25 protein-coding genes are annotated in these 20,626 nt (G+C 57.5%); 9 read left to right on the top strand and 16 right to left on the bottom strand.

The window, feature by feature from the left end; genetic code table 11:
* Window positions 1-4: 4 nt before the first annotated feature.
* From AXF19_RS04600 to AXF19_RS04590, 3 genes are all read right to left on the bottom strand, one after another.
* A complete protein-coding gene (locus AXF19_RS04600) occupies window positions 5-1,363 on the bottom strand; it encodes a hypothetical protein (RefSeq protein ID WP_066845639.1) in 1,359 nt (452 codons plus the stop codon).
* 295 nt (window positions 1,364-1,658) lie between these two features.
* Window positions 1,659-2,687: an AI-2E family transporter gene (locus AXF19_RS04595; protein WP_066845637.1), complete on the bottom strand. Its 1,029-nt coding sequence runs from the start codon at window positions 2,685-2,687 to the stop codon at window positions 1,659-1,661.
* A 47-nt stretch (window positions 2,688-2,734) separates the two neighbouring features.
* Window positions 2,735-4,006: an ATP-binding protein gene (locus AXF19_RS04590; protein ID WP_066845635.1), complete on the bottom strand. Its 1,272-nt coding sequence runs from the start codon at window positions 4,004-4,006 to the stop codon at window positions 2,735-2,737.
* 296 nt (window positions 4,007-4,302) lie between these two features.
* Here AXF19_RS04590 and AXF19_RS15990 point away from each other — a divergent pair, with 296 nt between their 5' ends.
* A complete protein-coding gene (locus tag AXF19_RS15990) occupies window positions 4,303-4,602 on the top strand; it encodes a DUF2442 domain-containing protein (protein ID WP_442983840.1) in 300 nt (99 codons plus the stop codon).
* Between the two features lie 38 nt (window positions 4,603-4,640).
* Complete coding sequence (locus AXF19_RS04580; protein WP_066845628.1) at window positions 4,641-5,174, top strand: DUF805 domain-containing protein; 534 nt, start codon at window positions 4,641-4,643, stop codon at window positions 5,172-5,174.
* Window positions 5,175-5,271: 97 nt separating this feature from the next.
* Here AXF19_RS04580 and AXF19_RS04575 read toward each other — a convergent pair whose 3' ends face one another.
* Genes AXF19_RS04575 through atpE form a run of 7 tightly spaced genes read right to left on the bottom strand, consistent with a single transcriptional unit; the run spans window position 5,272 to window position 10,921 of the window.
* Entirely contained in the window at window positions 5,272-5,706 is a 435-nt protein-coding gene (locus AXF19_RS04575) for a F0F1 ATP synthase subunit epsilon (protein WP_066845625.1), read from the bottom strand.
* Window positions 5,707-5,709: 3 nt separating this feature from the next.
* Window positions 5,710-7,122 (bottom strand): F0F1 ATP synthase subunit beta, encoded by a 1,413-nt coding sequence (atpD, locus tag AXF19_RS04570; RefSeq protein WP_066845622.1) that lies wholly within the window; start codon window positions 7,120-7,122, stop codon window positions 5,710-5,712.
* 42 nt (window positions 7,123-7,164) lie between these two features.
* On the bottom strand, window positions 7,165-8,016 hold the full coding sequence (atpG, locus tag AXF19_RS04565) for an ATP synthase F1 subunit gamma (protein WP_066845619.1): 852 nt from the start codon (window positions 8,014-8,016) through the stop codon (window positions 7,165-7,167).
* Window positions 8,017-8,034: 18 nt separating this feature from the next.
* Window positions 8,035-9,552 (bottom strand): F0F1 ATP synthase subunit alpha, encoded by a 1,518-nt coding sequence (gene atpA, locus AXF19_RS04560; RefSeq protein ID WP_009655411.1) that lies wholly within the window; start codon window positions 9,550-9,552, stop codon window positions 8,035-8,037.
* Between the two features lie 17 nt (window positions 9,553-9,569).
* Window positions 9,570-10,109, bottom strand: coding sequence for a F0F1 ATP synthase subunit delta (locus AXF19_RS04555; RefSeq protein WP_066845616.1), 540 nt, complete (start codon window positions 10,107-10,109; stop codon window positions 9,570-9,572).
* Window positions 10,103-10,627 carry a F0F1 ATP synthase subunit B gene (gene atpF / locus AXF19_RS04550; RefSeq protein ID WP_066845613.1) on the bottom strand — a complete coding sequence of 175 codons (525 nt, stop codon included), beginning with the start codon at window positions 10,625-10,627 and terminating at the stop codon, window positions 10,103-10,105. Before atpF ends, AXF19_RS04555 begins: the two co-directional genes overlap by 7 nt.
* Window positions 10,628-10,669: 42 nt before the next feature.
* Window positions 10,670-10,921 carry a F0F1 ATP synthase subunit C gene (gene atpE, locus AXF19_RS04545; RefSeq protein ID WP_006305519.1) on the bottom strand — a complete coding sequence of 84 codons (252 nt, stop codon included), beginning with the start codon at window positions 10,919-10,921 and terminating at the stop codon, window positions 10,670-10,672.
* A gap of 115 nt (window positions 10,922-11,036) precedes the next feature.
* Here atpE and AXF19_RS15165 point away from each other — a divergent pair, with 115 nt between their 5' ends.
* On the top strand, window positions 11,037-11,150 hold the full coding sequence (locus AXF19_RS15165; protein ID WP_084784767.1) for a secretion protein HlyD: 114 nt from the start codon (window positions 11,037-11,039) through the stop codon (window positions 11,148-11,150).
* Between the two features lies 1 nt (window position 11,151).
* Here AXF19_RS15165 and atpB read toward each other — a convergent pair whose 3' ends face one another.
* A complete protein-coding gene (gene atpB / locus AXF19_RS04540) occupies window positions 11,152-11,829 on the bottom strand; it encodes a F0F1 ATP synthase subunit A (RefSeq protein ID WP_066845610.1) in 678 nt (225 codons plus the stop codon).
* Window positions 11,830-11,881: 52 nt separating this feature from the next.
* Window positions 11,882-12,265, bottom strand: a complete 384-nt coding sequence (locus AXF19_RS04535; RefSeq protein WP_066850052.1) for a hypothetical protein — start codon at window positions 12,263-12,265, stop codon at window positions 11,882-11,884.
* 470 nt (window positions 12,266-12,735) lie between these two features.
* On the opposite strand from AXF19_RS04535, the gene AXF19_RS04530 reads away from it, so the two are divergent.
* Genes AXF19_RS04530 through AXF19_RS04520 form a run of 3 tightly spaced genes read left to right on the top strand, consistent with a single transcriptional unit; the run spans window position 12,736 to window position 13,657 of the window.
* Entirely contained in the window at window positions 12,736-12,996 is a 261-nt protein-coding gene (locus tag AXF19_RS04530) for a hypothetical protein (protein ID WP_066845607.1), read from the top strand.
* Window positions 12,997-13,056: 60 nt separating this feature from the next.
* Complete coding sequence (locus tag AXF19_RS04525; RefSeq protein WP_066845605.1) at window positions 13,057-13,248, top strand: type II toxin-antitoxin system HicA family toxin; 192 nt, start codon at window positions 13,057-13,059, stop codon at window positions 13,246-13,248.
* 13 nt (window positions 13,249-13,261) lie between these two features.
* Complete coding sequence (locus AXF19_RS04520; protein WP_066845602.1) at window positions 13,262-13,657, top strand: type II toxin-antitoxin system HicB family antitoxin; 396 nt, start codon at window positions 13,262-13,264, stop codon at window positions 13,655-13,657.
* Window positions 13,658-13,710: 53 nt separating this feature from the next.
* On the opposite strand, the gene AXF19_RS04515 is transcribed toward AXF19_RS04520, so the two are convergent.
* From AXF19_RS04515 to AXF19_RS04500, 4 genes are all read right to left on the bottom strand, one after another.
* A complete protein-coding gene (locus AXF19_RS04515; RefSeq protein WP_066845599.1) occupies window positions 13,711-13,968 on the bottom strand; it encodes a Txe/YoeB family addiction module toxin in 258 nt (85 codons plus the stop codon).
* On the bottom strand, window positions 13,961-14,233 hold the full coding sequence (locus tag AXF19_RS04510; protein ID WP_009440536.1) for a type II toxin-antitoxin system Phd/YefM family antitoxin: 273 nt from the start codon (window positions 14,231-14,233) through the stop codon (window positions 13,961-13,963). Before AXF19_RS04510 ends, AXF19_RS04515 begins: the two co-directional genes overlap by 8 nt.
* A 128-nt stretch (window positions 14,234-14,361) precedes the next feature.
* On the bottom strand, window positions 14,362-17,172 hold the full coding sequence (locus AXF19_RS04505) for a filamentous hemagglutinin N-terminal domain-containing protein (protein ID WP_066845596.1): 2,811 nt from the start codon (window positions 17,170-17,172) through the stop codon (window positions 14,362-14,364).
* A gap of 125 nt (window positions 17,173-17,297) precedes the next feature.
* Window positions 17,298-18,020, bottom strand: a complete 723-nt coding sequence (locus tag AXF19_RS04500) for a DUF4198 domain-containing protein (protein WP_066845593.1) — start codon at window positions 18,018-18,020, stop codon at window positions 17,298-17,300.
* Between the two features lie 181 nt (window positions 18,021-18,201).
* Between AXF19_RS04500 and AXF19_RS04495 the strand changes: the two genes are divergently transcribed.
* From AXF19_RS04495 to AXF19_RS15160, 3 genes are all read left to right on the top strand, one after another.
* Window positions 18,202-18,984 (top strand): hypothetical protein, encoded by a 783-nt coding sequence (locus tag AXF19_RS04495; protein WP_066845590.1) that lies wholly within the window; start codon window positions 18,202-18,204, stop codon window positions 18,982-18,984.
* A gap of 268 nt (window positions 18,985-19,252) precedes the next feature.
* Window positions 19,253-20,389 carry an LPP20 family lipoprotein gene (locus tag AXF19_RS04490; protein WP_066845587.1) on the top strand — a complete coding sequence of 379 codons (1,137 nt, stop codon included), beginning with the start codon at window positions 19,253-19,255 and terminating at the stop codon, window positions 20,387-20,389.
* A gap of 107 nt (window positions 20,390-20,496) precedes the next feature.
* Window positions 20,497-20,626: TOBE domain-containing protein (locus AXF19_RS15160; protein WP_237141734.1), on the top strand; the 130-nt coding region annotated here is incomplete at its 3' end.

Genomic DNA, 20,626 nt, shown 5'->3' with positions numbered 1-20,626 from the left:
CTCATCACCCCTCACGCAGCACGGCAAATGCCTCATCTGCCCCCGCAGCACCGCGCATCAGATCATCGACCATCTGCGCCGTTGCAGCGCTGCATCCCGCCGCCTCGAGATCTGCCGGCTCCGCCTCGCGGCTGCGGATCTCCCCGCACAGAATATCGCCGAAGAGAACGCCGAGTGCATAGCAGTCGGCATACGCCCAGTCCTGCTGCTCCCACGCATCCGTGCAAATGTACTTCTCGACCTCCTTCTCACGCACACTCCGCTTGGCGCGCATGGCATCCCCGATCACCGTGAGGCTCCCGTCGTCCGTCGTGATCTTGGCAAAGTCAAATTTGATGTACGGCCTCCACTTGTGCGCCCCCTCCTTCCCAAGATCGCAGACATAGACACTCTCGTGGGTCAGCAGACGATGATAGAACGGCTCGGCACCGCCGTGCAGCTCCCGGAAGCACGCCGCAATCTCGCGGCAGATGAGGCGGCGTTCCTCCGGTGTGAGCAGGGGGAGGGCATCGCGCAGACGCACGGGCTTGCGTGGGAACTCGTAGACCACAATGGAGAATTCGCTCGCATCCGCGTCCAGCAAGCGCACATCACGGATCAGCCCGCGCGGCGCTTCGTCCGGATCGCTCTCTGTCACTGCATCACGAAAATCCATATTGCGCGTGAGAAGCTCCTCCGACACGTCCCCGCGCCGATACTGGCGCAGAATCGCGCAGCGCACAGCACCGCGTGTCCCCGTCTGACGCTCTCCCAGATACTCGTGGATGCAGCGCGTGCGCTTCCCATCGGGCGGCTCGCCCAGACTCTCCGTAATACTGTAGTCCGCAATATCCATCAGATCCGCATCGAATCGGGCTGTCTGATTCTCATGAAAGAACCATATTAAAAAGTTATGCAGACTTGCAAGGCAAAGCCTGAGATTATCAAAGCTCAGCTGTGCCTCGTCCTGCCTGGTCTTCCCATCGTGCGAACCTGCATTACCGAAGTCGCGCAGAGCCGTGTACGTATTGACCGATTTATACTGCCCGCTTTGATAGAGGAGCCGCGTATTGTTAAGAGGCGGCAGCGGGGGATTCTTCAGCCCGAGACTCCTTTTTATCTTTTCAGAGGTCAACGCCTCGATCATATCATACAGATCCCATTTGTACTTTCTCTTCGGCTCGGCAATGTCATGGTACGCCTCCCGCAGCGCGCTCTCATCCACCCCGGCGCGCGTTATGGCGAGCTTCGCAATGCGTTCCAGTGCGCAGCGCAGCGTCGTCGAGCAGTTGTTGACACGCAGACGCGCATTCTTCTCCACCTCGATCATATATTGATACAGCCGCTCATCATGCTTCTCGACAAATGCAAACTGCGCGCACATATGCCTTCCTCCTTGACCTTCCTGCCACACGTGAAAAGAAAACACATTTCACTAGAGTCCATTATATTCTTTTAAGAAAATAAATTCAAGGAATCGCTGATAAAATGAAGTCCGTCAGATTGGTGCAGAATTTTTGTCCTGCCAAGGAAACAAACCGGACGCATAGCCGTTGTGCTATGTGGAGGATTTGTTGACACAGGCAGGGCGAAAAGGATGCTCCAAGATGGCGGTGCTGAATTTATCAGTGCTTCCTCAAATAAAAATCACCGACAGAGCTGCCGGTGATTCTGCTGATTTACTGTTCGCCCTCCTCCGCCTTCTGTATCTCCCTGCGGTCGCGGTAGATGTCCGTGATGACGATCTTCACGATGACAATGATTGGGACGGCGAGGAACATGCCCGCCGCGCCGAGGAGCTCCCCGCCGAAGACGACGCCGAGGATGACGGCGACGGGATGCAGGTGGAGAGATTTGCCGACGAGGGCGGGATAGACGATGTTGTGATTGACCTGCGTGAGCGCGACGTAGAAGAGCGCCGTCTGCGCGATCAGCTCCCGTGCCGATGCCGCCGTCATCAGGACGCCGAGGGTCGAGGCAACGGTTGGCCCGAGCACGGGGATGAACTCGCCGACGCCCGAGAGCAGGGCAAAGACGGAGGCGTACGGGAGCCCCATGAGTTTGAAGTATGCGAGGACGACAACGCCCGTAATGGCGCACAGGACGAGCTGGCTGCAAATATAGGCGCGCAGCGCTGTGAGGAGGGTGTCAAAGAGGCGGAGAACACGCCGCCGCGCGGTGTCCGGAAAGAGATCTGCGAGCCAGAGTTTGATCGTGAGACCATCCTTCAGAAGATAGAACGATACGAAGATGATGATGACGAAGTCGATGACCTTGCCAAACGCAGTGAGGAGGAAGGAGAGCGAGGCGCGCAGCAGCTCTGCGCCGACGCTGCGCAGACGGTCGAGGATGTTTACGAACTCATCTTGGATGAAGTCGGTGTCCGAGAGAAAGGGAAGCTGCTGCAGGCTCTGACCGATGGTCGGCAGCTCCGCGACGAACCGCTGAAAGGACGGCAGGACGGAGCGCGAGATGATGCTCGCGAGTGCGGCGAGCACGAGGATGAAGGCGATAATGGCGATTGCCGACGCGACCGCACGCGGCATCCGCCGTGCCGCCATGAAATCCACGGCGGGCTCCAGCAGGAGCTGCAGGAGCAGCGAGAGGAAGATGATGAATGCAAAGTCCTGATAGAACCAGAACATCGAGAGCAGGATGGTGAAGCTCACGGCGAGGATGATGGATGTGCGGTAGTTCGCGAGGTTCATAATGCCTCCTTTCGTTGGGGCTTAGTGCTTGATGCGTGGATTGCATCTCACGGTCTGAGCGATGTGATCGGTATGACGCAGACGCCGTCTTCCCGTCGGTATGCAGCATTCGTCAGTCCGCAAATAACGCAGAGAAGCTGCGGCGCCCTTCTTTCGTCTTCTTTCAGCATCCTGCTGCGAATATCCAATAGATTTTTTGCGGCTGCATCAATCTGATTTGCGCCGAGTTTGATTTCAAATGCGCCCCATGTGCCATCCTGCATTTCTACGACAGCGTCAATCTCTTTTTCCTTATAGTCCTGGTAATGGAACAGCTTGCCGCCCAATGCCTGTGCGTAAATCCACAGATCGCGCTCGCACAGGGCCTCGAACAAGAAGCCCATAGTCTCGATATCCGAGATGAGTCCGTTCTCGTCCAGCCCCAGCAAGCTGCATGCGATGGAGGGATCGGTCAGATGGCGTTTGCTCATCTGCTTCACGCGCACGGAGGAACGCACATTGGGGTTGAACGGCGGCTGGTCTTCGATGATGTAGAGGCGACGGAAGACATCCAGATATTCGGACACCGTCTGATCGCTGATGTCCACACCGTCAACGTCCCTGATATCCCGCTTGATCGTTTTATTGGAAACGGTGGTTGATTCATTTCGCGCGAGCGATTTGAGCAGGCGCAGCATCTTCGAGCTGTCCCGCCGAATGTCGTCCAAACGGTTTGCGCCGTCGTCGATGATGGCGTTGATGTATCCCTGCGGCAGCAAATGCGCATTCTCCGTCGGCACGGAGAGCCCCTGCGGCCATCCGCCCCGAACGATCAGCCCCGCGAGCGTTGCCAGATTTACCTCGTCTGTCAGCTGCGGTGTGAAGTCTCGCGCGAATAAAGAGCGCAGAGAAATTTTACCGTCGGAGTCTCCGGTCTCCCACAGCGACATGGTTCTCATGCGGAGCGGCGCAATGCGCCCTGCCCCGCTGTGCATGACGCCCTTTCTCTGCGGCGTGAACGAGCCGGTCAGGATGAATTGCCCCTGCCGATTCCTGACATCCACCTCGTGTCTGACCGCGTCCCAGATGCTCGGAACTTCCTGCCATTCGTCTATGAGGCGGGGCGTCTCACCGGGCAGCACAATGGAGGGATCCAGTCCTGCCAGCATTCTGTTTTGAAAGTTCCCCGCAGGGTCACCCAACATAAATTTGCTGCGGCTGTTTTTCGTTGCTGTCCACGTCTTTCCGCAGCACTTTGGTCCCTCTATGCAGACGGCGCCGAATGCTTTTAAAAGCCCCTCCAGCATACCATCTGCAATGCGTGTGCGATAGCCATCCATATTTTTAGTTTCCACCTTGTCAAATTTATAAAAGTCAGTTTGTCGTTTTTGTGATTTTCAGTTTATCATATTTACGTTTTTCAATCAATCAAATTTCTTTGGGAGGCACTGATAAGATGTATAATGATTTTGGTATGTTCTATTGACCGACGAACGAGCAACGATTATACTTTTAATAGAATGATTGGCTCGCCCAAAGGAAGTGTTATCCATGCCCATTATCTGTATGTTCAGAGGCATTGCGTGGACGATGATGCACGAGGATGAACTGCGCGCGAACTACGATCTGATGCTCGATGGGCAGCTCCCGTTCCGCATTGATCCACTTCGCTGATCGGAGGTACATTATGCGAATCCACCCTATCGCTGTAAAGCCCCTAAGTAATTATATCCTGAGCGTGACTTTCTCCAACGGGGAGCACCGACACTTCGATGTAAAGCCCTATTTGGACATCCCCTTTTTTACCCCGCTCAAAAACATGGAAGAGTTCAAACAGGTCTTTGTCAATGACTTCACTGTCGAATGGAAAAATGGCAGAGACATTGCTCCACACGAGCTCTATGACGGCTCCGTTTCTGCTCCGACGTCTGTATAACAAAACCGCCCTTGTATGACAGAAGGAGTCGATGGAAAATGTTTTGCAAAAATTGCGGAAATCCTGTTGAGGATGGTACAAAGTATTGTCGGGCGTGCGGCTCAGCGATTGCCACATCTGAGGTGCATACACAAATGAGCGGCACTCCGCGTAAACCGGACGAGGGCATTATAGAGAATTTTTTCAAGCTTCATGGGCGTTTGAATCGAAAAAGATTTATCAAGAGATCATTTGTGTTAGCGGGTCTGGCGTTCCCTTGCTTTTTCTTGCTTTTTGCCGTGCTCGATGACACGAAGCCATTTGAAGTCCTGTCAATGGTAACCGCATTTGTTTTCCAGATCGCGAATTATTGTATCGCTGTCCGCCGTTTGGAAGACCTAGGGTATGGTCCGGGTGCGGCACGCCTCATTTTAATTGTTGGTATTGTGTCTCTCCCGATTGATGATGAGCATGTCCTTCGGATTTTGTCGTATGTACAGTCCGGTTTTTGGTTCTACTGTGCGGTAAAGAAAGGTACTGCGGGAAAAAATCAATACGGCGAAGATCCCCTGCAGCAAGGAGCAAGCTCATAGTTTTTGAGCATCAGAACATGGAGGAAATTGCAATCATTCGACAGCAACGTACAAAAACGCCCCAGCCAATACGGTTGGGGCGTTTCCATTGCAAATCTTACGCCCCCGGTGTGGGCGCTTTTGCCGTCTGCAGACGTGCGACAGCACGTTTGAGGGCGAGGGAGGCACGCTGTTCGTCGATGATGCCGCCCTGTGTATCGGGGCTCTCGTGCAGGAGGCGCAGGCGCTCCTGTGCGCGCTCATAGGCGCGCTGCGCGCGGTTGATGTCGATGTCGATCGGCTCCTCCGCAGCGGTTGCGAGAACGGTGATCTTCTCGGGTGTGACCTCCATGAAGCCGCCCGCCACAGCGATGAGCTGTTCCTTGGCGTCGACATGAATCTTCATGGCATGCGGCTGAAGTCCCGTGACGAGGGGGATGTGCTTCGGCAGGATGCCGATCTCGCCGCCCGTGGAGCGGGCGATGAGCATGTCGATATCGGCGGCGTAGACCATGCGGTCGGGAGATACAATCTCCAGCTTGATGGTCGCCATCCGTTACTCCTCCTCTTTGAGTTTCTTCGCCTTTTCGATCGCCTCTTCGATGCCACCGACCATGTAGAAGGCAGCCTCGGGGAGTTCGTCGTACTTGCCGTCGAGGATTTCGCGGAAGCCGCGGATCGTATCCTTGAGTGCAACGTACTTGCCCGGTGAGCCGGTGAAGACCTCTGCGACCGCGAACGGCTGCGAGAGGAAACGCTGGATCTTACGCGCACGCGAGACGGTCAGCTTATCCTCGTCGGAGAGCTCCTCCATGCCGAGGATGGCGATGATGTCCTGCAGCTCCTTGTACTTCTGGAGCACCGCCTGCACGCCGCGCGCGACCTCGTAGTGCTCCTGCCCGATGACGTGCGGGTCGAGGATACGCGAGGTGGAGTCGAGCGGGTCGACGGCGGGGTAGATGCCGAGCTCGGCGATCTGACGCGAGAGAACGGTGGTTGCATCCAGATGCGTAAAGGTCGCAGCCGGTGCGGGGTCGGTCAGGTCGTCCGCAGGGACGTAGACCGCCTGCACGGACGTGATCGAGCCCTTCTTCGTCGTGGTGATACGCTCCTGCAGTGCACCGACGTCAGTCGTCAGCGTCGGCTGATAGCCAACGGCGGACGGCATACGTCCGAGCAGAGCCGAGACCTCGGAACCTGCCTGGATGAAACGGAAGATGTTGTCGATGAAGAGCAGCACGTCCTGACCCTGCACGTCGCGGAAGTACTCCGCCATCGTCAGACCCGTCAGAGCCACGCGCATACGCGCTCCGGGCGGCTCGTTCATCTGACCGTAGACGAGTGCGGTCTTGTCGATAACGCCAGACTCAGTCATCTCCGACCAGAGGTCGTTGCCCTCGCGCGTACGCTCGCCGACACCCGCAAAGACGGAGTAGCCGCCGTGCTCGGTCGCGATGTTGTGAATGAGCTCCATGATGAGAACGGTCTTGCCGACGCCTGCGCCGCCAAAGAGACCAATCTTTCCGCCGCGCGAGTACGGAGCAATCAGATCGACGACCTTGATGCCCGTCTCGAGGATCTGCGTCGATGTCTCCTGATCGTCGAACTTCGGTGCGGGACGATGGATCGGCCACGCCTCCTTGTTGCCGACGGGCTCGGGGTTGTGGTCAACCGGCTCGCCGAGCACGTTGAACACGCGTCCGAGGGTCGCCTCGCCGACGGGCACCTTGATCGGCGCGCCCGTATCGTCGGCGTCCATGCCGCGCATCAGGCCGTCGGTGGAGCTCATCGCGATGCAGCGCGTGACGCTGTCACCGAGATGCTGCATGACCTCGACCGTGAGATTAATCTCATGGTCGGCGGCCTTACCCGTGACCTTGATGGCGTTCAGAATCTCCGGCAGTTCGCCCGCCGGGAATTCAATATCTACGACAGGTCCAATGACCTGTACGACTTTACCTTTTGCCAATGGAAAACCTCCTTACCTCCATGTACGCACTGTGCATGGATGTCACTTGAGTGCCTCGGCGCCGCCGACAATCTCGTTGATCTCGTTCGTGATGCCCGCCTGACGTACCTTGTTGTAGTAGAGGTCGAGCTTCCCGATGAGTTCGCCTGCGTTGTCGGTCGCGTTGCTCATTGCGTTCATGCGTGAACTCAGTTCGCTCGCCGCCGACTGGAGGAGCGCCGCATAGATGGTGGTGAACAGGTACTGCGGCAGCAGTGCCCCGAGCACCTCCTCGGCATTCGGTTCATAGATGTACTGTGCCTGCGCGTGCGCCGCGTTTTCGCTCTCCGCCTCAAAGGGCAGGAGTTTCACGATCTCGGGGACGCAGGTGATCGCCGAGACAAAGCGCGTATAGACCATGTAGACTTCCTTCACGCCGCCCGCCTCGAATGCGCCGATCAGCTCCGCCGCGAGCTTCTGTGCGTGGCGTGCCTTCGGACGCTCGCTGATGCCGACGCGCTGGTGCACGATGTCAAAGCCGCGATTCTTGAAGAAATCACGCGCCTTGCGTCCAACGGTGACGATCTGCGTGTTGGATTTATCCTCAACGAGGGTCATCGCCGTCTTGAGAGCATTGCTGGAATACGCACCCGCGAGGCCTTTGTCCGCCGCGATCACAAGGATGAGGCGTTTGCCCTCACTGTGCTGCTCAAGCAGTGGATGCGAGACGCCGCTTGCCGCAGCCGCCACGCTCCGAATGACCGCAGAGGTCTTTTCGGCGTAGGGGCGGTTGTTGTTTGCCGCCTCCTTGGCACGGCGCAGACGCGAGGTCGCGACCATGTCCATGGCGTTTGTAATCTGCTGGATGCTCTTGACGCTGCGGATGCGTCGGCGGATGTCCTGTAAATTTGCCATATACAGTCACCTCTCCCCTTACGCTTCTTTGTAGGAGATGGTGTCCTTGAACTCCGCAATCGCCGCCGTGATGTTCGCCTCAAGCGCATCGTCGAGCTTCTGCTGCGACGTAATCGCCGACGCGATCTCGGGATGCGAGGAACGCATGAACTTGAGGAAGTCCGTGTGGAACGTGACAACCTTGCCCACGGGGATATCCGTGAGGTGTCCGCGCACCGCCGTGAAGATGACAAGCACCTGCTCGGCAACGGAGAGCGGGCTGTACTGCGCCTGCTTCAGCGTCTCGACCATGCGTGCGCCGCGGTCGAGCTGTGCCTTCGTCGCCTTGTCGAGGTCGGAGCCGAACTGGGCAAATGCCGCCAGCTCGCGGTACTGCGCCAGATCCAGACGCATCGTGCCCGCGACCTGCTTCATCGCCTTGATCTGTGCGGAGCCGCCGACACGGGAGACCGAGAGACCGACGCTGATCGCTGGGCGGATGCCCGAGTAGAACGAGTCGGTGTCCAGCATGATCTGACCGTCCGTGATTGAGATGACGTTCGTCGGGATGTACGCCGAAAGGTCGCCCGCGAGCGTCTCGATGATCGGCAGTGCCGTGATGGAGCCTGCGCCGAGTGCGTCGGAGAGCTTCGCCGCGCGCTCGAGGAGGCGGGAGTGTAAGTAGAACACGTCGCCCGGGTATGCCTCGCGTCCGGGCGGACGGCGGAGCAGGAGAGACATCGCGCGGTACGCAGCCGCGTGCTTGGAGAGGTCGTCATAGACGCAGAGCGCATGACCGCCCTTGTACATGAAGTACTCCGCCATCGCAACGCCCGCATACGGAGCGAGGTACTGCAGCGGTGCGCTGTCCGCCGCCGTTGCCGCGACAACGATCGTGTACTCCATCGCGCCGCCGTCCTCGAGCGTCTTGACGACGCGCGCAACCGTCGATGCCTTCTGACCGATGGCGACGTAGACGCAGATACAGTTCTGCCCCTTCTGGTTCAGAATCGTATCGACGGCGATTGCCGTCTTGCCCGTGCCGCGGTCGCCGATGATGAGCTCGCGCTGTCCGCGTCCAATCGGGACGAGCGCGTCGATTGCCTTGAGACCCGTCTGCAGCGGCTCGTGAACGCTCTTGCGGTCCGCGATGCCCGGTGCCGGCGACTCGACCGGACGGAACTCCTTCGTGTCGATGGGGCCCTTGCCGTCAATCGGACGACCGAGCGCGTCCACGACGCGGCCGATCATCGCCTCGCCGACGGGCACCTGCATGATGCGTCCCGTGCGCTTCACGGTGTCGCCTTCCTTGATGACCGTATCGCCGCCGAGCAGAACCGCGCCGACGCTCTCCTGCTCGAGGTTCAGCACGAGTCCGTAGACCTCGTTGCCGAAGTCCAGCAGCTCGCCCGCCATCGCCTTGTCCAGCCCGTAGATATGGGCAATGCCGTCGCCGACCTCAAGAACCGTGCCGACATCGTTGACGTTCAGATCGACATCATAGTTCTTGATTCGTTCCTTGATTATGGAAGTAATTTCTTCCGGATTCATTTTCATATTTCGCTGTCACCCCGCTAGTTCGCCATTAACTCTGCCGTCATTGCTGCGAGACGTCCCTTGATACTGCCGTCGATGCGGCGGTCGCCGATGCGCACCACCACGCCGCCGATGAGCGAGGAATCGCGGTGCTCGCGCAGGGATACCTGCTTGCCCGTGATGCGTTCGAGTTTCTCCGTCAGCTCCTTCAGCTGCGCGGGTGCGAGCGCGTCCACCGTCGTGACATCCGCCACGGCGATCCCGAGCTTCTCGTTCGAGAGCTGTCCGAAGATCGCGTGGATCGCGTCGAACACCATCATGCGCCGCTTGTCGATGAGCAAGAGGAGGAAGTTCAGCACCGTCTCACGCACGCCGCCCTCGAACACCTCCTTCAGGAGGGACTTCTTATCCTCCGGCTGGATGTTCGGGTTGCAGAGATACGCCTTCAGCTCCGGGCAGTCATGATAGAGCTGCTGCACCTTCCCCAGATCCGCGCCGTACTCCTTGAGCGCATGATCCTCACAGGCAAGCTCGAAGATCGCGCGTGCGTACTTGCGTGCAAGTTCCATGTTCAGCATGGCGCATCACCAATCTTGTTCGCGTCGAGTTTTGTGATAAACTCGCCAATGATAGCTTCGTTGTCCTTTGCCTCCAGATTCTTCCGGATAATCTTGCCCGCTGCTGCGAGCGACAGGGCGACAACCTCCGCCTTCAGCTGTTCGACTGCCTGGGCGCGCTCGCGCTCCATCTGCAGCTCGTTCGCCTTCTTCAACTGTTCGATCTCACGCTTCGTCGCCTGGATGCTCGCCTCGCGCTCCTCGCTCGCACGCTTCTCGGCGAGATCGACGATCTCCTGTGCCTTCGTGCGTGCCTCGGCGAGCTGCGCCTTGTACTCATTGAGAGTCGCCTCGGCAGCGGCCGCATCTGCGTCCGCCTTTTCGATGCTCTCGGCGATCTTCGCCCTACGCTCATCCATCATGCGGACGATCGGCTTGTACGCCACCGCGCGCAGGAGTGCAACGAGAATCAGGAAGTTGATGATTTGGACAGGCAGCGTCCCGTTGAGATCAATCAGTCCTTGCGTAATTTCACTCAATTCCTATGCCTCCTTTGCAAAATCCGTGCTGTCTCCAAGTGCTTACTTAATCAGCGGATTTGCATAGAGCATGATGATGCCGAAAACGACGCCGATGATGGCAAGCGCCTCGATCAGACCGACCGAGATCAGCGTACGCGTAAAGAGAACGCCGCCCGCCTCCGGCTGACGTGCCAGACCCTCGATGAAGCGGCCCGTGACAAGACCGTCACCGATGCCCGCGCCGATTGCGGCAAGACCAAAGCAGAGACCCGCACCGATAAGAGCGCCTGCGACCATGATTGCGTTTTCCATGAAAAGATCCTCCTTAAACTATTGAACAAAATCTTAGATGATGTGCATGTTGCACGAGAAAGCTTAGTGACCGCCGTCGGTCTGGGGTGATGAGCATTAAACGAGGTGGTTCAGATTGGCACAGATTTTTTGTCCTATCAAGAAGACAAACCGGACGCATAGTGGAACCTATGCGGAGGATTTGTCGACGCAGAGAGGGCGAAAAAGATGCACCAAAATGAGCCGCTGAGTTAATGGGCATCGCCCTTAATTGCGGCGCCGATATACGCCGTCGAGAGCATCGTAAAGACGAGCGCCTGCACAATGCCGACGAACACACTGAACGCCAGCCAGATCACCGAGGGGATGGTGGAGCCATTCCCGAGAAGCTGCAGCAGGATGTGAATGAGAATCTCACCCGCCAAGATGTTGCCGAATAGACGAAACGACAGCGTGATCGGTTTCGCAACCTCCTCGACAATGTTGATGATGATGAACGGTGCGACCGGCTGGAAGAAATGCGCCACATAGTGCATCCCCTTCACCGCAAGCCCCAGGACGTGCATCATGACAATGACCAGCAGAGCCAGTCCCAATGTGGTGTTCAGATCGTTTGTCGGCGATGCCATCGTCGGAATCAGACCGATCCAATTCGACACGAGAAGGAACAGGAACAGCGACACGATGAACGTGGACAGGAATCCACGCCCGCGCGGGCCCATGTTCTCCTCGACCTGGTCATGAAGCGCCTCGATCACCGTCTCCATCATCATCTGCCAGTTCGACGTCGGCACAACTCTGAGGTTGCGCGTCGCGAGCCAACCGATGAAGAGGACGACGACCATCGAGATCCACGTCATCACCAGCGTCTGCGAATTGAAGGTAAATCCGGCGATCTGCACTGCCTCGCGAACACCGATTTCGTGCATAACCTCTACCTCCCTCGGGGGGATGTCCCCCAGTTACCTACCGAACCGCCAATCAGCGGTTCCGTCTATCGGCGCGTATCGTCCGCACGATCAGCTGCCCCATCATCACCGCGTGCAGGAGGAGGAATCCCCCCACCGCCGCGAAGAAATACATAGCACCTGCCGTCGTCGCCGCCCATAGGACAGCGCCGATCAGAACGAGCATGAGCACGAGCCCGATCTGCACCTGCGACGTGCCCGCCGCCCCCAGCCGTGCCGCACGCACGAGGCGCTGCGCCAGCTGGGCAAAGTACAGAGCAGCAGCCGCCTCGCCCGCGAGCAGAGCACCCGTGAGACGCAACTCCCCCGCAAGGAATAGCGCGCACACACCGAGGAGCGCCGCCGCCGCAAGCGAAAGCCCGATCTGCCTCCGATACGCCGATAAAACCTGCCTCATATTCCTCCTCCGACAGTCCCACGGCGCAATCCCTGCAAGAAACGCAAGAAAACCGCCCCTGCACCACAAGGGGCGCAGAGTCTTACGCCGGTCGCCGTCTTCGTTGAATATCAGTACCCTTAAGAACATTCGACGCAAAAAATGAAAATCCTTCCACAACTGTATACATAAGTGAAAAGTTTTTTGAAATTTTCCGTCAATATCATAAGGCAGGACTATGAAAGCGTCATGATGCGATTCATACCCCTTATCGCATATTATACGGGCTTCTTCCATTTTCCGCAACATCATTTTAATCATTCCGCACATTTTATTATTGTATTGCACGATAGGCTCTGCTAGAATGAAAGCCCCACAGCCTCCCCCGTCGAGACGGGGGGAGGGGGACCACACGCAGTGTGGTGGTAGGGGCGCTTTGAAGAGCACAACAAGCACTACCAACAACAGAACTACACAAAAAGGAGCTTCACATGACCATCGAAGGCGCCGTCATCATCGAGAAGGGCGTGACCTTTGCCGTCATCCACGTCGCGCCCGAAGTAACGCGCTACACCATCAAATCCACGCAGACACGCCGCGCCCTCATGCGTTTCTTCCCCGGCATGCCGATCATCCTCATGAGCCTCACGCCGGACGGAAAACCGGAGTATTATGGACGCAAAGACATTGCAAACTTTCTCAGCAGCATACGCCTGAACCAGATCCCGTGGAAGAAATATCATATTGTCTAGCCCTCCTTCTTGACTCCAACGCGCATTAGTGTGTATAATTTACGCAAAGGAGGCATGCCCATGACGACGGCGGAACTTGTGCGGCTACTCAAGAAGAATGGCTGCATATTCATCGGACACAACAAGCGTCACGATATGTACCGAAGTCCCATCACAGGCAACACCTTTATGGTCGGTCGCCATCCAAGCGAGGAGGTACGCACCGGCACGCTGCACAAAATTCTAAGAGACGCAGGCATCTCCATACGATAAAGGAGGGTTCTCCATGAAATACATCTATCCCGCCATCTTTACCGAGGAGGAGGACGGTATCCTCGTTGACTTTCCCGATCTGCCGAACTGCTACACGGACGGCGCAAATCTCGAGGAGGCGTTCGAGAACGCCGAGGACGCGCTTGCTCTCGCACTCTGGCATCTCGAGGAGGAGTGTGCCGATATACCTGTGCCGTCTGCTCCCGCAACTCTCACAGTCCCAAAGAGTGCCTCCGTCGCCCTCGTGCGCACGGACACACTGCCCGTGCGGCAGATGAACGACATGCGCACCGTACGCAAGAACGTCACCCTACCCGGCTGGATGGACACCCTTGCACGCGAGCATAATATCAACTTCTCGAAACTCCTGCAAAATGCGATCCGCAAAGAGTGCGGTATTGGTGTATAAGCAGCACCGAAATTGAATGAATAAGAGCGGAGCCTCATCCCATGGCTCCGCTCTTATTCATAATGCCCCTTGCAGGCGGCGATATAGATATTTTTCTCGTCGAACGTATAGATCAGCCGATCCTTCTGCGTAATGCGCCGACTCCAATAGCCCGCGAGCGCATGGCGCAGCGGCTCAGGCTTGCCTAGCCCCTCGTGCCCGTTGCGTTCAATATCCGTCAGCAGCTCGTGAATCTTGCGCGCCGTCTTGCGATCCTCGCGCACCCACTCCATGAAATCCCGCCACGCATTCTCCGAAAACACCTTATTCATCGGAGAGGCGCTCCAGTTCTGCCGTATCCTTCATCACCGTGCGCCCCGCGCGCAGCTGCTCAATCCCCTCGACAATATGCGCATAGTTGCGGCGGTCACTCGTCAGGAACACATTCTCCATCAGATTGTTATAGCTCTCTAGGCTCATCAGCACAACATTCTCCTCATTCCGACGCGTCACAACAATCGTCTCCGCATCACGCGTCGCAGCGTCGCAATACGTCTTCAGATTACTGCGCAGCGCCGAGAAATTCACCGCCACCATACAATCACATCCTTTCGCATTCATTGTACCAGAAGTCGTACAGATGTCAACACAAAGAAGGGGCTGTTGCACGAAGTTGTTTTGACTCCGTACAACAGCCCCTTCTTTTTCGTCAGAACAAACCGTTATTACGCGAAGGAGACGACGTCCTCCGCCTCAGACTCCTCGGGGTAGACCGGTGCGGCGGATGCCGTTACGGCCGCACTGACAGCCTCATCCACTGCGCTGGAAACAGTGTTGTCCTGCCCTGCCTTTGCCTCCTGCACGGGTGCATAGGCGTTCACTGCCGCGATCTGCAGCTCCTGCTTCTCTGCGTCCGTCAGCCCGCTCTCAGCGATTGCCTGCACGACACCGACCAGAACGCCAGCCGTCTGGCGGCGTGATGTCGCTGCGTTCTCATTGAGCTTTGCAATGGTCTCGGTCAGCGCCTCGCTGCGCGCCTCCTGCGTCGCCTCCGTGAGTGCAATCTGCGCCTTTGCATTGCCCTCGGCGATGTTCGCCTGATCGTCCTCCGAGAGCGTCGGTGTTTCGGGGTTCACAGGCGGCGTGGGCGGCTGCGGAACGGGCGGCACGGGCTGATCGGCGTCCGGTATGGTAAATGCCGTCACCTCCGCGCCCGCCTCGATCGCATGGGAAGCTGCATCGCGCTGCAGCGTTCCCGTCGAGCCGTCCGTGCGGATGGTATCGGCGCTCGCCAGATCCACGCGCAGCTCATGATTGCCGTTCACTTCGCTCCCCTGCCACAGTCCGATACCACCTGCGCTGATATCAACGAGATCGTGCGCCTCGACCTTGGAGTTCCAAAGCGAGAGCTTGTTGTCCTTCGTGACATTGAGCTTGTTCTGCGTTCCGTCGTAGCTGCTCCCCAGCATAAAGACAGCAGAGCCATGCGGCGTCTTGATCTCGCTGCCGTTCACAAGCTCCATCGTGCCGCCCACAGCGACAAAGGCACTGTCTGCCCCGCCTTCATTCATCGTGACCTTCGTGTTGTCGAGATGAATTGCACCGCCGCGTGACATTTTCGTCTTAGCGCCGCGTTCCATCGTTCCCAACTGGAATGCGCCGCGTCCGGCATTGATCGTCGTATTCTTGAGGGTGAACTGCCCGCCCTCAATATTAAAGTTCTTTGATGCCACCGTCAGGCCGTCCGCGCTCAGAGCATTCCCCGCCCCCGTATAGAGGGTGTTCATCTCATTGCCGTGTGCATCCTCGGTAAAGATGTTGCGGTTCCCTGCAACTGCGTATACCTCCCCAACGTCGCGGATGTCTGCATGGTCGAGATTCACACGATTGCCCCCGATGTCGACCGACTGGTTCTTCATGCCGACGCCACGAATCTTCCCGTGGAACTGCACATCGTTGCCCGCCACCGTCGTCGTCACATCTCCGCTGCCCACGGGAACGCGCGTACCTGCAACGATCTCAAAGACACCGCCCGAGCCGTCACCGACGGTAAAGGTCGCGTCGTTGCCGACCGTCACCTTGCCGGCGCCGATGCCGACATCGGTCGCGCGGATATTGCTCGTTCCGTCAATCGTGACCGTATGCGACAGCGTGGTACGCGTTGCCTGCAGTTCGGTCGTGCTCGGCGTATGCGCCGTCTGATCATACGGCTCATCCTCCGCCTCCGTCGTCGTAGCCGCCATAATGTTCGCGAGGAGCGGCGTGTCGATCTGCACATCGGTCAGATGTACCGTACCGCCCGTGAGCTTGACATCCTTTGCATTGAGATCCGCCTGAACGGCATAGGGATTCGACTCCCATGCGGGGCGCGTCACGCGCAGCGTGGAGTTCTTCACATTCAGTGCATTCGCCCCCGTGGTCGTACGCGTCCCTTTAAGCTCAATCGGCGTTGCCCAATGACGATTCTTCATCGTACGGTCGAGAGAGGAGACTGCGCCGATATTCAACGTTTTCTCTGTGTGGATGTTCGAGTTCGCGATATTCACCGTGCCGCCCGTGATCTCGAACCAGTGATACCCACCGTGCTGAGGTGTCGTACCGTTGATTGTCACATTGTCAAGCGTGACGGAGTTGTCCGCAGTCGCCGTCAGCACCTGACGTGCCGTCACTCCCGGCACATGGTCAATATCCCCCGTATTGCTCTCGGCGCTGCTTGCCGTGATTCCAAGGCGTGCCGAGTCGATTGTACTGTTTTTCAGCTCGACCTTGCCCGCCTGAATATCTGTGCTCTTCTTTTCACGGATGCTCAGCCCATCCGCGCGCACAATATTCTCAGGGCTGTACTCTATTTTCGAATACTTCTGCGACGCATTGCTGCGGTCATCGTCTTCGACCTTGGTAATTGCAGCAAGACTGATGTCCACGCGGTCACCGCTGATATTCGCACGATCCGCATTGACCGCATAGCCGATGATGTTGACCTCTGCATCATGCGAGCTGCGTGCATTCACCGTGCCGTGGAAGTCGACCGTATTGCCGCGCTCCATCGTATAGGTTGTCTTCTCGCTGTCGTTGTCTGCACCGAACTCCCAGCGCATCTCCTTTGCCGCAATAACCTCAAGCATACTCTCCTGCGGATCGGAGGTATCGTTGAGGTTGAAGACAACGCCGTCCGCAACGTTCACCTGCCCGCCAAAGAGGTTCAGCTTGCGCGCGATCTCGAACTGTGCGCCCTGATCGACGGTGATGGCACGCGCACCGAGCGCGCCCTGACGGAGGAGGGTCTCCGCGTCGTTCTTCGTCCCGATGCCGAGCGTGGAGAGGGTCAGCGTATTGACATCCAGCACAGCATTCCCGCCAATGTGGATGCCGTTCGGGTTGACAAGCGCGATCTCTCCGCCGCCCATCTGACGCATCGTGCCGAGGATGTCGGACACCTGCGCACCCGTGACCTGATTGAGGAGCAGTTTGCCTGTCGGCACATCGAAATTCAGCGACTCGCCATTCCCGATGCCAAACGTCGCCCAGTTGATCACGCTGTCCGTCGTCGTCCAGACTTTTGTCCTGTCGCAACTATTATTTGACTATAGTTGTGCCGCAAAAAGAGCGCAAAAAACGCAGCGACGCGAGCCGCTGCGCTTTTTATATGTTCGATACTATTTTACTCCGCCGGGATGATGAACGAGAGGGAGCTGAAGATCTTCTTCGTCACGATCGGATCGTCCGTCGGGAAGCCAACCTCCACGCCGATGACATTGAGCCCGTTGTTTGCAATGCGCACAGAGATTTCGCCGTTCGCATCCGCCTGCATCTCATTGGTGAGGTCGCCGAGCACATCCGCGATTACGGGCGCATTCGCATACGGCGCACCGTCCTTGTAGATGCGCAGACGGAGCGTATCGCCGCGCCGCAACGTCAGCGGGTTCACCTCGGGCACAATCTGGATCGGCACATTGTAGATGCCCGCCGGCTTCACAGCCTCGTTCCAGTAGTGCACATTGTACTTATAGGCATAGGTCACTGCCTTGAGATTCTCGATGTCCGAGAAATCACGCGTCGGGATCACCTTGCCGTCCGTCGTCTTTGCAAAATAGCCATAGTCAAAGAACGTCACCGTCACACCGAGATCCTCGCCCGGCACGATCGTGATGTTCTTTTCCCCGTCGACACGCTCCACCGTCGTCGGCGCGAAGTTCACATCATAGGCGTCGATGCGCTGCACGCACGCGGGATCATAGGCGTTATCCAGAGGCCCCTCGCCGAGCACGAGAGCCTTCGTGTCGACACGGTTCGCAAAGAAAACACCGTGTGCATCTGCAGGTGCTGCATACATACCGAGCCCCATCGCTGCGCCGAGCATTGCTGCCAAAAACTTTTTCTTCATTAGAATTCCTCCCATCAAAAAAGGGGTTCTGCGGGGATATCCCGCCACTCTCGCATATTATAATATAATTGATTTCTATTTGCAATCTTATTCCTAAAATGCCCACCTGTATGCTGTTATTCCTCCGCCAATCATGCTATAATAATACGGAAAGAAAAGAACGGGAAACGGAGGAGCGCACATGAACACCGCCATACGGACTGCCATCCTTACTGCCGCCATCATCTGCCTTGCGGGCACGGCCAGTGCAACGGTTGGATACGGCACAGGGACAAGATCGGACACGAGCACATTCGCTGTTCGTGACATTTCGCAGCCACGTGAAAGGGTGCAGACGTATAAAACGGAGGAAGAAGCCGCCGCAACCATTGCAAAGTGGCAGAGGGAAGCGTCTGAGAACGCCCGAAAAATCCCGCTCTCCGTGGGTGAATGCCGAACGATCACCATGGACACTGCGCTTTATCATGATACACCAGCCAGCGAATTCCCCCCCGCCGATCAGCCAATGCCGGTACTGAGCGAAATATTCCGCGAGATGCTGGGAATGCCGTGGCTGCAGCTCGTTGTCACGGAAAGCAGAGAAGCAAACGATGAGGCCGCCATCCGGATCGGATTCCCCATCCGTTGGTTTCGCGTTGTGGATATTGCCCGTGCAGTGCGCTTCCAACTGGAAGACGGAAGACAGATCGTTATGTCACAGGCATTCGAGGGAGTGCATAAGCAAAACGCAGGAAAATTGTTTGCAAATGACCAGAATATTTTTATCTACGATGCAGCCGGCCAGCCCTTGATCCGTACGGATATGTTTCATCTCCCTGACACATCCCATATAAAATCCTCAGAGGATTTCCTGCGCTTCGTCGCCGATACAGCCAACATTCCTCTGCCGGAGGGCAGCCGTGCTTACACACTGGCACAGCACTTAGTCAAAACAGCTGCACTGACCGAAATCCCCCGTAGATAGACGTACGCAGAAATCTCACCGAACGCTAATCATTTTTTCATTATTTTCTATTCTATTTTACGATATTCTTTATAAAGTGTGGTAATCTCTGATAAAATGAAGCCTATCCGATTGGCGTAGATTTTTTCATCTGAGCAATGTGGAAAGCCGAACGAGTGGCGTGCTCTGTGAAGGATTTTTCGCCGAAGAGCAGGCAAAAATGCGCTAAGAGGGATACGCTGAATTTATCAGTGCTTCCCTGAATATAGGAATCAAGGAGGAATATTCCATGCACATTGTAAAATCCTTCGCCCTTGCCGTCCTTATGCTCGCGCTCGCCGTCTGCACGACCGGCACGAGTGAGGCGGCACAGTGGGACGGCGGCAAAATCCGCGTCGAGGGACTCGGCATCGCCCCGGCGGACGCACGCGGCACACAGGCAGAGGCACTGGCACGCCGCGCCGCACTCAGTGACGCCTACCGCCAGCTCGCCGAGCAGATCAACGGCGTGAATGTCGATGCAACGACGACCGTGGAGAGCATGATGCTCATGAACACGACCGTCCGCACACATGTCACAGCACTCATCAAGGGTGCGCAGATCATTGACGAAAGTGCACGCCGCGACGGCTCGTACGTCGTCACCATGGAGATTCCTGTCTACGGCAGTGGCTCACTCGCGAGCTCGGTCTTCACACGCATCGAGACCCGCGCGGCTTGGGCAGCGCCCGAGAGCGTCTACGCGCCCTACACGCCCGTGCCCTACGATACCACGGGATACGGCACCTATGAGCGCACGCAGAGTCAGACGCCCTCCTCCCCCATCCTGCAGGCCGCCATGGGAGCAACGCCCTCTGCGGCAGTGACCACACCTGCCGCACAGACCCCGCCTGCGGTCACAACGACGCCGACGCGTCCCGCACATCCTGCGGCAACGGTGGCACCGACAATGCCCGCAGCACCCGTGGTGACACCCGCCGCTCCGACGACGCCCCCCGCAGCAATGACCGTCACGCCCGCCGCCCCGCTCACACCTGCTGCACCGACGGCATCCGCAGCACCCGTCACCCCCGCTGAGATCGTTCCCACGGGGAGCGCTGTCGGCGGCTACACGGGCGTCATCATCGACTGCACGGGTCTCGGACTGCGTCCCGCCATGAGCCCCGTCATCAAGGCGGAGAACGGTCAGCCCATCTACGGCTACAAGAACCTCGACGTTGACAAGGTCGTCGCAAACGGCATGGCATCCTACGCGCACAGCGACGCGGAGGCAACGCGTGCGGGTGCAAATCCGCTGCGTCTGCGCGCCGTCTCCGTCGACCGGAACGCGAACCCCGTCCTCTCGGCGGGCGATGCAAACCGCCTCCTCCTCGAGAACTCCGCGAGCGGCTTCCTCGACGCGACGAACGTCGTCTTTATCCGCTGAGCATAATTATCCAATAGAAATTCCTATAAAGTTCGTGATATTCATCACAGACTTTATAGGAATTTTGTGTTATACTGTAGGAATCACAAAACAAGGGAGGGGAATACATGAAACTCAGCGCAAGAAACCAGCTCAAGGGCAAGGTTGTCTCGATCGAGAAGGGTGCCGTCAACGGCATCGTCGGCATCGAGCTCAAGGGCGGCGAGGTCGTCACGGCGACGATCAGCCTGAACTCCA

This window comes from Selenomonas sp. oral taxon 126 (genome assembly GCF_001683335.1).
Classification (GTDB): Bacteria; Bacillota; Negativicutes; order Selenomonadales; family Selenomonadaceae; genus Centipeda.
Note: the sequence above shows the minus strand (reverse complement) of the source record. Positions and strands in the feature narration are given on the sequence as shown.